This window comes from Acinetobacter sp. FDAARGOS_558 (genome assembly GCF_003937785.1).
Taxonomy (GTDB): Bacteria; Pseudomonadota; Gammaproteobacteria; order Pseudomonadales; family Moraxellaceae; genus Acinetobacter; species Acinetobacter baumannii.
In genome coordinates, this window is sequence record NZ_RKJH01000001.1 from 3808795 (window position 1) to 3824338 (window position 15544).

Consider the following 15544-nt stretch of genomic DNA (forward strand, 5'->3'; position numbering starts at 1 on the left):
AAAAGGATAAGCAAATGCGTTTTTTATCGGTAAACGCCGATTGTTTTCTGATTGAGCTTGCGAGCTTAGAAGAAACATTGGCGTTGTACAATAAATTGCAAAATACGCAATTGAATGGAATTAAAGACTTAGTCCCCGCTGCAAAAACAATTTTGGTTTTTTTTAATGAGATCGAAACCAATTTTAAAACGCTAGTTGTTTCAATTCAGAGCCTCAAAATTGATTCTGGATTTGAGCGTAGCGGCCAAGAAGTGATTGTGCCGATTTGCTATAACGGCGAAGACCTTGCGCAAGTTGCCGAGTTACAAGGGCTGTCCATTGCCGATGTGATTAGAAAACATCACCAAAGCGTGTGGAATGTGGCTTTTATTGGTTTTGCGCCGGGCTTTGCGTATATGAGCAGTCCCGATAAGCCTTTTACCGATATTCCACGCTTAACAGTTCCCCGTAAAAAAATACCGTCAGGCTCTTTGGGGTTGGCTGGAAAATACTCTGGCATTTACCCAAAAGACAGTCCGGGTGGTTGGCAGCTGATTGGTACAACAACAGAAAAAATGTGGGATTTAGAGCGTAAAAATCCTGCATTGCTGTTACCGGGCATGACTGTACATTTTGAAGATGTCACGCATCGTCCAACTACGGTGAATGTACCGCAGCAAATCACGTGTAAGGCTGAGCCGAAACAATCTGTGCCACTGTTTACGATCACTGCGCCAAGTTTACAAATGCTCATTCAAGATGAAGGACGTTTAAATCAGACCAATATTGGTGTTGGTGTGGCAGGTGCAATGGATTTATCTGCCATGCATAGTGCCAACCGTATTGTGGGTAACCCAACCGATACACCTGTCATTGAAGTTTTAAATGGCGGCCTAAAAGCCAAAATGCAGCATGCAGGCGTTATTGCGGTGGCAGGTGCTATCTCAAACATTCGTGTGAAATTTGCCGATGGTCAAACCGCAGACTTTTCAAGCTATCAACCGATTGATTTAGATGAAGGCGATGAATTTCAAATTCAGCCACCAACCGCAGGCTTAAGAAACTATCTGGCAGTTCGCGGTGGTATAGACGTTGAACCAGTGCTCAATAGTGCTTCGTTTGATAGCTTAGCAGTGTTAGGGCCAGAGCCTTTAAAGCTTGGAGATAGCATTTACCAAGGGCAAGTAAAGGCAGCCAATATTAGCGTAAATGAAGTTGGTAAAACCGATTTGCCAAAAGCTGGCGAAGTCGTTGAGCTAGATATTGTGATGGGACCGCGCACAGACTGGTTTGAACAAGACAGTATTGAGCTGCTCTGTCAGCAAGAATGGCTGGTAACCAATGAAAGCAACCGAGTCGGGCTAAGACTTTCAGGTGAACAGCCTTTAACTCGCAAAATTACCCATGAACTGGAAAGCGAAGGCACGTGTATTGGCGCTTTGCAAATTCCACCGAGTGGGCAGCCGGTTTTGTTTATGAATGATCATCCTTTAACGGGCGGATATCCGGTCATTGCCTCAGTTGCTAAACACCATTGGGATTTGGTGGCACAGATTCCGGCAGGTTGCCGCATCAAATTTAAAAAAATTGCCGAATTTACAGATTTTGAGAATGAATGATGAATACAGAAAAATTATTGATTGCTAACCGTGGTGAAATTGCCGTTCGTATTATCCATGCTTGTCGTGATATGGGAATTGCATCGGTCGCGTTATATGCAGATGACGACATTGGTAGCATGCACGTCGAACTTGCAGATGAAGCATGGGGCTTGGCTGGTGCGACTGCCAGTGAAACTTATTTAAACATTCCTGCCATTATTGAGGTTGCAAAGAAATCAAAAGCAACGATGGTACATCCGGGATATGGTTTTTTATCTGAACGTGCCGAATTTGCCCAAGCGGTCATTGACGCTGGCTTAAAATGGGTAGGGCCGTCACCAGGTGCCATTGAAAAACTAGGCGATAAAATTGAAGCACGTAAAATTGCTGCTTCAGTCGGTGCGCCTTTGGTTCAGGGTACGCAAGATCCACTCAATAATGCAGATGAGGCTTTAGCGTTTGCCAAACAATATGGTTTACCAATTGCCATTAAAGCCGCATTCGGTGGCGGTGGCCGTGGCTTAAAAGTTGCGTGGAAACTCGAAGAAGTGAAAGAGCTTTACGAGTCGGCAGTACGTGAAGCAAAAGCGGCCTTTGGCCGTGGTGAGTGTTTTGTCGAGCAATATCTTGATAAACCGCGCCATGTAGAAGCGCAAGTAATAGCCGACCAACATGGCAATATTGTGGTACTTGGTACACGTGATTGTTCATTGCAACGCCGTAACCAGAAGTTAGTCGAAGAAGCGCCCGCGCCATTTATTAGCGATGAGATTTACCAACAAATTTTAAGCTCGGCAAAAAATATTTGTCAGGCTGCAAACTATGTGGGTGCGGGAACAGTTGAATATTTATTGAGTCGTGATGGCAAGCTTTCTTTCTTAGAAGTAAACACACGTTTGCAAGTTGAGCACCCAGTGACCGAAGAAACTTCCAAAGTCGATTTGGTCGTTGAGCAAATTCGCGTGGCACAAGGCCATGAGCTTTCTATTAAAGAAACACCAAAAGCACAAGGCCATGCGATAGAGTTCCGTATTAATGCCGAAGACCCAGCCCGTGGGTTTATTCCAGCCTTTGGTGTGTTGAGTTTGTTTGAAGCGCCGTTTGGTAACGGGGTACGCGTGGACACTGGCGTTCGAACTGGTTCATTGGTATCTAGCCACTTTGACTCACTCATGGCAAAACTGATTGTCACTGGTCCAACCCGCGAAGTTGCAATTGCCCGTGCGAAACGTGCTTTAAAGCAATTTAAAATTGAAGGTGTGGCGTCGGTTTTAGACTTTCACCGTGCGGTACTCAATGAACCTGACTTTACAGATGAATTTAATGTACACACGCGTTGGATTGAAAATGACTTTAAACAAGAGTTAAAGCCGACTAAACGTGGCATTCCAAACCATCAACAACCAATGTTGCTGAGCTACATTGAAATTGATGGCAAGTTACACCGTCTAGGTTTACCTGCGGGCATGTTTGCACAAGTCCCAGCAACCGCAGTTCAAGCGCAGACTGCCGAGCCAGAAGTCAGTGCCGAGCATTTACTTGCCCCAATTAATGGTGTGATTAGCGCTTGGAAAGTTGAAAATGGTGAGCAGGTCACCGAGGGGCAAGTGGTTGCCATTATGGAAGCCATGAAAATGGAAGTTCAGGTACTGGCACACCGCAGTGGCGTTATTCAGATTGGTGCCGAGAAAGGCGCGACCTGTCATGCAGAAACCGCTATTGCGAGTATTCACTAAGCTTTGAACTGTTTTAAATTGATTGAGTCTTAGTCCGCTACGGCTCAACATAACCTTTATCTATCAAGTGAGTGAAGAATTTTTTCTACGTTGTCGTTAACGAATTTCGTCTTGAAAAAATACAGTAATTATGAGATATTTGTCACAGTTTGGTGATACTAAAAATTAATCACTGTATTGAAAGCTCGCATATGCGGGCTTTAATTTTTAGCCCAGTTTAAGCATTTCTCACTTAATGAGCTGGCAGCATAAAAACAATTTGAGAATTTGGCACTCACTCAAAGGCGAATTGAAGAAAGCGAATGAAAATTCTACCTTCATCTGAATATGATCAAATTCTAAAATACAGTGTCTACTGGCTCTTCATTTCGATTGTGATTGGAGTCGTTGCAGGGTTGGCATCGACTTTAATTTTTGTAGCTTTTGATATTTCAAATAAAGTGAGAAGCCTGCATCACTGGCTTATTTATTTCTTGCCTTTTGTGGGTTTTGGTATTGGTTATCTCATTAAAAAATATGGTTCACCGATTGAACGTGGAACCCATTTACTCATAGATGAAATTCACCAACCGAAGTCGTTTATTCCTAAACGAATGAGCCCCATCATTTTTATCACCTCAATTTTAACGCAGTTGTTTGGTGGTTCGGCAGGGCGAGAGGCGCCAGCAGTTCAACTTTCGGGTGCTTTAATTGACCACCTGAGCCATATATTAAAAATCTCGGAAGATAATCGAAAAATTTGCTTAATCGCCAGTATTGGCGCGGGCTTTGCGGGGGTGTTTGGCTTGCCTCTGGCAGGTGCAATCTATGGTTTAGAAATTACTGCCTTAGGTAATTTAAGATACTCAGCCATTTTTCCATGTTTTGTGTCGGCGCTGATTGCTTCGGCCATACCTGAGCTATTCGAAATTGTTCATCCGCATGTTTTTTATGTGATTAGTGAGTTTCCAGCTATTCATTTTGGCACGCTCATGAGCCTGATTGCGGCAGGGTTGATCTTTGGTTTAGTTGCGCGTTTCTTTATTGCAGCTATTCATTTTGCGAGTGACGTTTTTTATAAATATGTTCGGTATTTGCCTTTAAGAACGATGGTGGGCGGTATCGTCATTATGCTACTTACTTTGTTCACTGCGCATCAGCAATACAATGGTTTGGGTACCGATAAAATCATTTCATCTTTTTATGTGCCGATTGAGTTTTACGACTTTTTTAACAAGACCATTTTTACCGCCATTACTTTAGGTTCAGGTTTTAAAGGCGGTGAAATTACACCACTGTTTTATGTGGGGGCGACATTAGGGAATGCTTTAGGGGCGGTTTTAAACCTACCAATTTCATTGCTTGCAGGCTTAGGGTTGGTCAGTCTTTTTTCAGGCGCGAGTAAGGCACCGTTAACATCTATTATTTTAGCTGTTGAGCTATTTGGAATGAATGTTGCCACTTATGCGATTATTACTTGTTTGTTGGCAGCGCTATTTTCTGGGAATTGTGGGTTGTATCGCCGTAAAAAGTTGATGGATTAGTAAGTGGTTTATAGGTAGGGCTTGATTGGGTTTTGGGTCAATTGTGCTTGAGGATTTATGCTAAAATTCATTCAATATATTTTTCATCACAAACAATTTAATATTTATTATGTTTTTTATTTTAAGAAAAAAACTTCAAAAAATCGGCATTATTTTCGTAGCAATCAACTTATTAGCTTGTGGCCATCAACCAGATTTTAAAGATATTAAGCATTTAGCAGAAAGTGGTGATGCAGGAGCTCAAGCAAAACTTGGCGAATTATATGTAGAGGGACAGGTTGTTCCTCAAGATTATAAAAAGGCCTTTGAATGGTATAGCAAAGCTGCTAATCAAGGAAATGCAGAGGCACAGAATAATTTGGGAGCAATGTATGCTCTTGGACAAGGGGTAGAGCAAAATTATAAAAAAGCATTCGAATGGTATAGTAAAGCTGCTGAACAAGGAGAAGTGAAAGCACAAAATAATTTAGGTGCATATTATGCAAATGGTGATGGTGGAGTTAAAAACTATCAGAAAGCCTTTGGGTGGTTTAGCAAAGCTGCTGCACAAGATAATGCCGAAGCTAAATACTATTTGGGCATACTTTATGAAGAAGGTTATGGGGTAACCCAAGATTATAAAAAGGCCTTTGAATGGTATAGCAAAGCTGCTGCACAAAATTATGCCGATGCGCAAAATAATCTTGCAGCACTTTATGCACAAGGTAAGGGTGTAGAGCTAAATAATAAAAAAGCCTTTGAGTTATATAGCAAAGCGGCTGAGCAAGGAAATGAAAAAGCACAAAATAACTTGGGGGCGATATATGCTCTTGGGATAGGTGTAAATCAAGATTATAAGAAAGCATTCGAATGGTATAGCAAAGCTGCTCAACAGGAAAATGACGAAGCACAATTTACTGTAGGGATGATGTACTACAAAGGTGAGGGTGTACAGCAAAACAATGAATTAGCTGAAAAGTGGCTAAGAAAAGCAGCTGAAAATGGCAATAAGGATGCTTTATCGCTATTTGAAGAATAGTTATATAGAAGTTTGTAATATAAAAATAAGATTTTTAAGTAAGAAGTAATAGAGATACGTTATGAAAAATAAGCCGTGGATTGAAGAAAATGACCCTTTAAAAGAATATTATGGTTTATTGGATGATAACGAGTTAATTAGTTTTTTAAGTTTATTTAGTGAGTGGAATAAAAATAATTACGCATTAGAATCTGATATTGGTCAAGTTAAGACTGGGTTTCAATTATTAGATTTCTTTGACTATTCTAAAGAAAGTTGTCATCTACCCTTATTTGAGAATTTATGCTCAATAATGGGAGGAGAGAGTGAGAAGTTATACTGGATTCCTCTTAATAATAACGAAGATATTATCTTTCAAGATTTTTCTCCTCTTATGATTGCTAAAACTTCGATTACAAAAGAAACACTTGATTATGTAAGTCGTTCATTTGTGCAGATGATAAATGGAGGTTATATATTTATTGATAGTAAATGTAGATTTGTAGGAGTAGTTATAGATGGATATTACATGCAGGTCTATATGAAAAAAATTTTCATGAATGATGTAATGAAGTCCTATGTAAAGAATTGGGAAAAGATAGATGAATTTTTAGATCCATTATTAAAAAAAGATTTAATTGATCGAGTACATAGGATTTCAAGATAGATAATATACCAAGAGCATAATATTTAAGAAAATAAATAACAAAGAAACTAATTTATTTCCCCTTACTTTTTAATGATCTATTTTAAAACAAATGTCATTTCCTACGCTTGACGCCAACAATAGCGAATACTATCCTTTGCCTGCTGGCCTACATTGCCAGTCGGTTTTAGCAGACCGTTTTCATCTAGAACATCAAAAAAGTAATTTTTTGGTGGTGAACTCGTTCGTCCCCCTTCGTAGCGGTAGGACGGAGGAGGGACGCCTTCGGGCGTGCCAGTTCCTAGATGACTGGTCTGCTAACCCTTCTTCGTTCTGCCACCATAATCATTTAGCAGTGATCTGGTAGAACTTCTATTTCATCTAGGAGTCCGCTATGCGTACTAATTCTTCTCAATTTTTGGCTTTTGCCAAAATCTCTCTATTTATACCGTTTAAATACTCTATAAATTGGTTTAACCGACTCTAGGTTTTTACACCTAAACATCGTTACGACTAAAAAATCATAGCAACAATAAACCAGAGATAGGCGAGCACATCTTTATTGTGCGGCTTTTGCATGCCTGTATTTAGCACTCAATTTAAGAGTGACGGCACGTCTATCTCTTTTATATACAACAAAAAATTATTTTAAACGGTATAACTATGCCAAATTTAGAAGCTTCATTTAGAGCACTTAGAGTGCTTCATACAGCAAAAGATTTATTTAACCTATATGGATTTCATAAAGTCGGTATTGACCGAATTATTGCCGAATCTAAGGTGACCAAAGCCACGTTTTATAACCATTTTCATTCAAAAGAAAGGCTCATTGAAATGTGCTTAACCTTTCAAAAAGATGGGTTAAAAGAAGAGGTATTTTCTATTATTCATTCTTATCGTGAACTTATGGTGTTTGATAAGCTGAGAAAAATATTTTATCTCCATGCCAACCTCGAAGGGCTGTACCGTTTGCCTTTTAAGGCCATTTTTGAAATTGAAAAGTTTTATCCCACTGCCTATAAAGTGGTGGTTGATTATAGAAACTGGTTAGTGACTCAAATACATGGCCTACTTTTAACCGTCAAATCCACAGCTTTAATGGAAGATGCTCACATGTTTTTGTTTTTGATTGATGGGGCAATGGTTCAGCTTTTAAGTAAAGAGGAAACAGATGAACGAGATAAATTATTAGATTATTTTTTAAGAAAGCTGTCTGAGTGTTAAGTCTAGAAACAGTAAAATAAAAAAGCCCATCACTGGGCTTTTTTAGTGGGTATGAGGCTATTAAAACTTAAGTTTTTTAAGGCCACGACTCACGCCATTTTGTAAAGCCGCTTTAATAATTGGGCCAATAAAAGGAACGCGACCTTTAAAGCTAATGGTGTAATTTAAACGAGTTCGGTTATTTCCCAAGTCTGTAAATTGCATCACACCACGGTGTGCCTTAATTGGGCTAATGCCGCTTGTAATTGCGTATTCGATCAGTTCATTTTCTTTGTAGACTAAATTTGTTTCAACAAATGAAGGTGTAAACGGAATAGACATCTTACGTGCAGAGCCAACGCCGTTACGTGCATCCTTACCATTACTAATGCGAGTGACTTTAGCAGGGGCAAAAAGTTTGCTTAGATTTTCGTGTTCACTTAATGCGGCAAAGACCTTATCTACGGGTGCATCAAATTCTTGTACGATGTTGATTTTTTGAGTTTTTAACATCTTGTTCCCTCTAAAGTAAATTTGACATGAGTAATTGTCAGAATTTGGATATTAGCATGCTTTTCACTAGGGTGGAATTCTAGTTCGTCGGCGTGATTTCATCTCTATATTGCACGTTTTTTGTTAGAAGTGGAGCCTTAATTCATTTGCATTTGAGCAATATGCCTTACGTGAAAAATAACAATCGTTGCAAACCGTAAAGAAAGCCTCCTCATAATCAAATGACAATTATAGGAAATAGAGGAATAACAAATGCGCGCTCTTACTTACCACGGTGCAGAAGACGTTCGAGTAGAAACAGTTGCAGACCCGATTATTCAAGAACCAGATGACATTATTTTACGTGTGACTGCCACAGCGATATGTGGTTCCGACTTACATTTATATCGAGGCAAAATCCCAAAGACTGAACATGGCGATATCTTTGGGCATGAGTTCATGGGTATTGTTGAAGAGGTCGGTCCAGCCGTCACCGCAGTCAAAAAGGGTGACCGTGTGATTGTGCCATTTGTGATTGCGTGTGGTGAATGTTTCTTTTGTCAACTCGACTTAACCGCTGCATGTGAGACCACCAATACAGGGCGCGGCGCGATTATCAATAAAAAGCAGATTCCACCGGGTGCAGCTTTATTTGGCTATAGTCATCTTTACGGCGGCGTACCGGGCGGGCAAGCAGAATATGTTCGCGTACCAAAAGCTAATAAAGGACCTTTTAAAGTGCCCGGCTCACTGTCAGATGAAAAAGTGCTTTTCTTGACCGATATTTTGCCTACGGCTTGGCAGGCCGTGACCAATGCCCAAGTGAAACGTGGCTCAACCGTTGCAATTTATGGTGCTGGTCCAGTCGGGCTATTAAGTGCTGCTTGTGCCAAGATGCTTGGCGCTGAAAAAATATTTATGGTCGATCACAATGAATATCGATTGAACTATGCGGCGGCAACCTATGACGCTATTCCGGTTAATTTTGATGAAGTCGATGCAGCCGAATTTATTATTCAAAATACGGACAATTATCGTGGCGTCGACGCGGTAATTGATGCGATTGGTTTTGAGGCAAAAGGCAGTGTCATTGAAACAGTCCTGACCAATTTAAAACTTGAAGGTTCAAGTGGCGCAGCGCTTCGTCAATGTATAGCCGCGGTTCGCCGTGGTGGTGTGGTCAGCGTACCAGGTGTCTATGCAGGCCCGATTCATGGTTTTTTATTTGGTGATGCTTTTGATAAAGGGCTAACTTTTAAAATGGGACAAACCCATGTGCATCAATATTTACCGCAACTCTTAGAATTGATTGAGCGTGGCGAATTAACACCTGAAACGATTATTACCCACCGAATGAAATTAGAAGATGCCGCAGAAGGATACCGCATTTTTAATGAAAGAGAAGAGGACTGCCGTAAGGTGATTCTGCTTCCTTAACACTCTCAATCTTATAATTCATTCTTAAGCCTCTTCGTGAAAGGGGCTTTTTTATTTTCAAGATGCACAATTTTGAGTCCAGCTTTTTATTTTCCATTCTAAAGCGCACCCAATTTGCTCAAATTGAGTATTACTTTTCACCAAAAACGTAATACTAAGCTGGCATGTCCTTTGCATAGTCTTAAACAATCAAAAGTGATCTAGGGTTCCGATACTTACAGTATGTCTGGACCGAGAGTTCACGGTTCCTAGCGAACTACACGGAGGGATAAAAGCCCGGGAGGAAGTCTAAAACTATCCGACAGGAGTGGCTATGAACACTGCAAGTTATCATAACAATCAGGCGATTTGGACCGAACTTTTACCCGGAGGACATCACTGGTCGGGTCGTATTCAAAAGGGAACTATTCTTAAATTTACTTCACTTGGCGCTCAGGCAAATGTTTCTTTGTTTTGTGTAAATGCTGCCGATGTGCTTGAACGTTTCAACATGCCCGACAGTTTAAAAGGGCAACACACTGCCTATTTAAAAGCTTCCAACGTATTGTACTCAGACCTTGGCCGAGTCATGGCTTCCATTGTTTATGATGACCATGGTTGGAACGATGCACTTTGTGGCCCAAGCCGACCAGAACAAATTGAAAAGCAATTCGGTACTCGTACATTTCAAGATGCCCGCAATGATATGTACCAAAACGGCTTAGACAGCTTACTCATTGAAATGTGTAAATATGGACTTGCCAGCCAAGATCTCAGTGCCACGGTTAATCTATTTTCTAAAGTTGTACCAGATGAAAACGGTGCTTTGTCTTATGTCAGTTCTGATAACACCGATCAAAGCATTGAACTGCGTTTTGAAATGGACTGCTTGGTATTTTTATCTGCTGCGTCGCATGGTTTAGACACCAGCCCAATCTATCAACCCGCCGATATTCAACTCAGTTTATTTAAAGCCAATTCACTAACAGACAGCGATATTTGTCGTGATGCATGTTCGCAAAATCAGCGCGCGTTTCAAAACACAGCCCGCTACTACGCACTTAGCAATATTTAAATCAGGAGAAGCATCATGACAGTTTTACAATCATTTGAAAAAGCAGTTTTAAATGAAGTTTGTCCTGCTGGCGAAGCGTGGATGTGCGAGGTTAAAAAGGGCCAATATTTTCGAATTATTGACCTTGAGGGAAACCAAGCGGTCGATACTTTATTTATGAGTGCAGAAAACCCGACTGAGCGTTATAGCGCAATGGACACTTTGGCCATCAACCAACAAATCTATTTAGAAAAGGGCACCAAACTCTATAGTAACTTGGGTCGTCCAATTGCGGTTATTCATGATGATAACTGTGGGCGCCATGACACCATTGGCGGTGCTTGCTCATGTGAAAGTAATACAGTTCGCTATGCACATGAAACCTACCCAATGCATAGTTGCCGTAACAACTTTATGTATGCCTTGGCAAAACATCCGATTGCAAAAAAGCATGGCTTAAATGTCCGTCACATCGGCCCAAACATTAACTTCTTTATGAATGTGCCTGTTACACCAGACGGTCAGCTTAAATTTGATGATGGAATTTCAGGGCCGGGGAAATACGTCGAAGTTCGGGCGGAAATGGATTTGATTGTTTTAATTTCAAATTGTCCGCAGCTCAATAACCCATGTAATGCCTATAACCCAACCAAAATTCAACTGGTTGTCCGTGAAGCGGAAGGGGTGTAAGCATGTTCAAAAAAGTTCTGATTGCAAACCGCGGTGCTATTGCCTGTCGCGTAATTCGTACCCTTAAAAAACTCGGGATCGCTTCGGTTGCGGTTTATTCCGAAGCTGACCGTGACTCGTTACACGTGACTTTGGCCGATGAAGCTTTTCTGATTGGTCCCGCACCTGCCCATCAAAGTTATTTAAATATTGAAAAGATCCTTGAGGTTGCAAAACAGTCGGGAGCAGAAGCCATTCATCCCGGTTATGGTTTTTTGTCTGAAAATGCCGAGTTTTGTGATTTGTGCGAAAGCCAAGGCATTGCCTTTATTGGGCCAACTTCAAGCCAAATGCTCGATTTTGGTTTAAAACATACAGCACGTGAACTCGCTATTAAAAGCAATGTACCTTTACTTCCAGGTAGTTCACTACTTGCTAATGAAGCCGAGGCCTTGTTTGAGGCAGCCCGTATTGGCTATCCAGTCATGCTGAAAAGCACCGCGGGCGGTGGTGGTATTGGTATGCGTCTGGTCTGGAATGAAACTGAATTAAAAGATGCCTACCAAACCGTATCTTATTTAGCGCAGGTCAATTTTAAAGATGCAGGTTTGTATTTAGAAAAATTTGTACAACATGCACGCCATATCGAAGTACAAATTTTTGGTGATGGGCAAGGGCAAGTTTTGGCATTGGGTGAGCGTGATTGCTCGGTGCAACGCCGTAATCAGAAAGTTATTGAAGAAACACCCGCACCACACTTAAATGAACAGCAACGTGACTACTTGCAAAAAGTTGCGATTCAACTCATGCAGTCGGTGAACTACCGTTCGGCAGGCACGGTTGAGTTTGTCATGGACACCGAAACGCAAGAATTTTATTTCTTAGAGGTCAACACGCGTTTGCAAGTCGAGCACGGCGTGACCGAGCAAGTGTTTGGTGTCGACTTAGTTGAATGGATGGTTACTTTGGCAAGCGGTGACTGGTCAGCACCCACAGAAAAGTTAGAGCCAACAGGACATTCCATTCAGGTTCGTCTTTATGCAGAAGACCCAATTAAACAGTTCCAGCCGAGTGCAGGCTTACTCACTCATGTTAAATTTGACCCGCACGCACGAGTTGAAACATGGGTTGAAACAGGTTCAACAGTATCATCTTTTTATGACCCAATGATTGCTAAAATCATTGTAACTGCTGCAACACGAGACCAAGCCATACAGGCAATGAGTGCTAGTCTTGCCGACACGCAAGTGGCAGGGATTGAAACCAATCTGGAATATTTGCAGAATATTATTGCTTGTGATGTGTTTGCTTTAGGTACTCAAACCACCCGATTTTTAAATACCTTTGAATGGAAAACTCAAAAAATTGAGGTGTTGCAGGCTGGCATTCAAACCGCCATTCAGGATGTAACAGGTCGACTAGGTTATTGGGATGTTGGGGTGCCGCCATCAGGTGCGATCGATCCACTCAGTTTAACTGTGGCAAACCAACTGTTAGCCAATGAGCCAAATACGGCAGGGCTTGAATGTACCTTGCAAGGGCCAACTTTAAAGTTTCACTGCGACAGCCAAATTGTCATTACGGGCGGTGATATGCCTTCAAAACTTGATGGCGAACTGGTGCCGATGTGGCAAACCATTAATGTGAAAAAAGGCCAAGTTTTAAAATGTGGGATTATCCGTTCAGGTTGCCGTAGCTATATAGGCGTGAAAGGTGGCTTTGATGTTCCTGACTATTTAGGGTCACAGGCGACTTTCACTTTGGGGCAGTTTGGTGGGCACGCAGGCCGTAATTTATTAATTGGCGATATGCTGCCGATTACTGAATATTCCGCTCAATCGACTACAGCTTTAGCTCAAGCGCAAATTCCTAGCTTTACCCAAAACTGGGAAATTGCCGTGATGTATGGACCACATGGCGCACCTGATTTTTTCACCAAACAAGATATTGATACCTTCTTTGCCAACGAGTTTGAAATTCACTATAACTCAAGCCGGACAGGCATTCGTTTAATTGGGCCAAAACCTGAGTGGGCACGTGAAGATGGCGGTGAGGCAGGCTTACATCCTTCCAATATTCACGACAATGCTTATGCGATTGGCGCAATTGATTTTACTGGCGATATGCCAATTATTTTGGGTCCAGATGGTCCAAGCTTAGGTGGCTTTGTTTGTCCTGCGGTAGTCATTCATTCCGAGCTTTGGAAAATCGGGCAGCTAAAAGCAGGCGATAAGGTCAAATTTGTACCTGTGAGTTATGCGCAAGCAAAAGCACTCGATCAAAAATATCATCAAAGTTTAACCGCGACTGATACAACTCAGATCGATTTTAATCCAGCTATTCAAGCAGAACCAGACACTTTAAAAGATGCGGTTTTAGCAACTTTAGAAGGTGAAGCTGACTTACCAAGCGTGACCTATCGACCAGCAGGAAATAGCTATTTGTTGGTGGAATATGGAGAGTTAGTACTTGATCTAAATTTACGTTTTCGTATTCATGCACTCATGCAATGGGTCAAAGATCAAAACATTCAAGGTATTATCGACTTAACACCGGGCATTCGTTCACTGCAAATTCATTTTGATTCAATCCAGCTTGATCAACTGGAGCTTTTACAGAAACTTCAACAGGCAGAAGCCGAATTACCCGATATTCAAAATATGCAGGTGCCTTCACGGACTGTCTATTTACCTTTGGCTTGGGAAGATTCGCAAACTCAACTTGCTACCGAACGCTACACACAAATTGTTCGTCCAGATGCGCCATGGTGCCCAGATAACGTCGAGTTTATACGCCGTATTAATGGCTTAGCTTCTAAGCAAGCAGTTAAAGATGTGGTTTATAGCGCAAACTATTTGGTGATGGGTCTAGGCGATGTGTATTTAGGGGCACCCGTTGCCACGCCGCTCGACCCACGCCAACGTTTAGTCACCACAAAATATAATCCGGCACGAACTTGGACACCTGAAAATGCGGTCGGCATTGGCGGGGCGTATATGTGTGTGTACGGTATGGAAGGACCGGGTGGCTACCAGTTTGTTGGTCGCACGACCCAAATGTGGAGCCGTTACCGTAAAAATGCCAACTTTGAAGAAGGTAAACCGTGGTTACTGCGCTTTTTTGACCAAGTTAAGTTTTATGAAGTTTTTGAGACTGAACTTCTACAAATGCGTGAAGACTTTAAGGCAGGTCGTCTACAACTTCGTATTGAAGATGGGGTGCTCAACTTAAAAGAATACAACGAGTTTTTAAAAACACATCAAGACAGCATTCAAGCCTTTAAAGATATGCAACAAGCCAATTTTGAGGCTGAACGCCGCCGTTGGCACGAAGCGGGCTTGCAGGAATATATTTCTGAAAGCCTAGATGCTGTTGATGAAGGTGAAATCGTAGTTATTCCTGAAGGCGGCTGTGCAGTCGAATCACACATGCCGGGGTCAATCTGGAAAATTGAATGTGCATCGGGAGATATTGTTGAAGAAGGCGCAACCCTTGCAGTAATTGAGGCAATGAAAATTGAAATTCCAATTATTGCACCCGAACGCATGAAGGTTGAAACCATTACCATTGAAAAAGGGCAAACTGTGAAAACAGGACAAGTGCTATTTACCTTGGCACCTGTGGCCTAAATTAAAAAGAGAGCATCGATATTGATGCTCTCTTTTTTATTATGCTTCGGTCAAATGCTTTAATAATTTATGGCCATGTTCAACAGCTTCTAATTTAATTTTTGACTCTGGGTTACCCGATAATGGCGATACGTCATAAAGCAAAAATGTGCCGCTTAACTGCATTTGCGTATATTGAATTGAATGTTGAACCGCTTTTAAAAAGCTATCGATTAAGTTTTCTTGGTCGTTCACCATGTTCGCTTCTTTTTGCCCGACCGTCATACTAATAATGACTTTTTTATCTTTTAATTTGTTGCCCTGAGAGCCATAAGCAAACTGATAAGTAAAAACTTCATCAAACCATAACTTCAAAATTGCCGGCATATTAAACCAGAACATTGGATATTGCAGAATAATCGTGTCGTGGCGTAACAACGCTTCTTGTTCAGCGCTGACGTCAATTTTATAGTCTGGATAAAGCTGGAAAATATCTCGCACTTCAAGGTCCGGATAGGTTTTTATAAGTTCATTCACTATCGTTTTATTTGCAATTGATTGAGCGTAGTAGGGATGAGCTAAAATCAGTAAAGCCATGAGAGTGCCTTTAAACTATAAAA

The 15544-nt window shown here is 41.3% G+C and carries 12 protein-coding genes and 1 riboswitch; of the genes, 10 read left to right on the top strand and 2 right to left on the bottom strand.

Annotated features, from left to right (window positions below):
* Window positions 1–14: 14 nt before the first annotated feature.
* The 6 genes from EGT34_RS18405 (at window position 15) to EGT34_RS18430 (ending at window position 7706) form a co-directional block, all read left to right on the top strand.
* Window positions 15–1598 (top strand): urea amidolyase family protein, encoded by a 1584-nt coding sequence (locus EGT34_RS18405; protein ID WP_001211808.1) that lies wholly within the window; start codon window positions 15–17, stop codon window positions 1596–1598.
* Entirely contained in the window at window positions 1598–3316 is a 1719-nt protein-coding gene (locus EGT34_RS18410) for an acetyl/propionyl/methylcrotonyl-CoA carboxylase subunit alpha (protein WP_001090990.1), read from the top strand. Before EGT34_RS18405 ends, EGT34_RS18410 begins: the two co-directional genes overlap by 1 nt.
* A gap of 302 nt (window positions 3317–3618) precedes the next feature.
* Window positions 3619–4839, top strand: a complete 1221-nt coding sequence (locus EGT34_RS18415) for a chloride channel protein (protein ID WP_000698620.1) — start codon at window positions 3619–3621, stop codon at window positions 4837–4839.
* Window positions 4840–4948: 109 nt separating this feature from the next.
* Window positions 4949–5857, top strand: coding sequence for an SEL1-like repeat protein (locus tag EGT34_RS18420; protein WP_024437428.1), 909 nt, complete (start codon window positions 4949–4951; stop codon window positions 5855–5857).
* A 61-nt stretch (window positions 5858–5918) separates the two neighbouring features.
* Window positions 5919–6503, top strand: coding sequence for a hypothetical protein (locus EGT34_RS18425; RefSeq protein ID WP_000792045.1), 585 nt, complete (start codon window positions 5919–5921; stop codon window positions 6501–6503).
* A gap of 642 nt (window positions 6504–7145) precedes the next feature.
* Window positions 7146–7706, top strand: coding sequence for a TetR/AcrR family transcriptional regulator (locus tag EGT34_RS18430; protein ID WP_001133089.1), 561 nt, complete (start codon window positions 7146–7148; stop codon window positions 7704–7706).
* A 60-nt stretch (window positions 7707–7766) separates the two neighbouring features.
* Here the strand turns inward: EGT34_RS18430 and EGT34_RS18435 are convergent, their stop codons facing one another.
* Window positions 7767–8198: an SRPBCC family protein gene (locus EGT34_RS18435; protein WP_000921226.1), complete on the bottom strand. Its 432-nt coding sequence runs from the start codon at window positions 8196–8198 to the stop codon at window positions 7767–7769.
* 252 nt (window positions 8199–8450) lie between these two features.
* Between EGT34_RS18435 and EGT34_RS18440 the strand changes: the two genes are divergently transcribed.
* The 4 genes from EGT34_RS18440 to uca all read left to right on the top strand — a co-directional run bounded on the left by EGT34_RS18440 (window position 8451) and on the right by uca (window position 14945).
* Window positions 8451–9614, top strand: coding sequence for a zinc-dependent alcohol dehydrogenase (locus tag EGT34_RS18440; RefSeq protein WP_001202397.1), 1164 nt, complete (start codon window positions 8451–8453; stop codon window positions 9612–9614).
* Between the two features lie 189 nt (window positions 9615–9803).
* Window positions 9804–9899: riboswitch (guanidine-I (ykkC/yxkD leader) on the top strand.
* A 28-nt stretch (window positions 9900–9927) separates the two neighbouring features.
* Window positions 9928–10668 (top strand): urea amidolyase associated protein UAAP1, encoded by a 741-nt coding sequence (locus tag EGT34_RS18445; RefSeq protein ID WP_001090532.1) that lies wholly within the window; start codon window positions 9928–9930, stop codon window positions 10666–10668.
* Between the two features lie 15 nt (window positions 10669–10683).
* Window positions 10684–11337 carry an urea amidolyase associated protein UAAP2 gene (locus EGT34_RS18450; RefSeq protein WP_000217385.1) on the top strand — a complete coding sequence of 218 codons (654 nt, stop codon included), beginning with the start codon at window positions 10684–10686 and terminating at the stop codon, window positions 11335–11337.
* Window positions 11338–11339: 2 nt separating this feature from the next.
* On the top strand, window positions 11340–14945 hold the full coding sequence (uca, locus tag EGT34_RS18455; RefSeq protein ID WP_000475265.1) for an urea carboxylase: 3606 nt from the start codon (window positions 11340–11342) through the stop codon (window positions 14943–14945).
* A gap of 39 nt (window positions 14946–14984) precedes the next feature.
* Here uca and EGT34_RS18460 read toward each other — a convergent pair whose 3' ends face one another.
* Window positions 14985–15521 carry an NAD(P)H-dependent oxidoreductase gene (locus tag EGT34_RS18460; RefSeq protein WP_001196266.1) on the bottom strand — a complete coding sequence of 179 codons (537 nt, stop codon included), beginning with the start codon at window positions 15519–15521 and terminating at the stop codon, window positions 14985–14987.
* Window positions 15522–15544 lie beyond the last annotated feature (23 nt).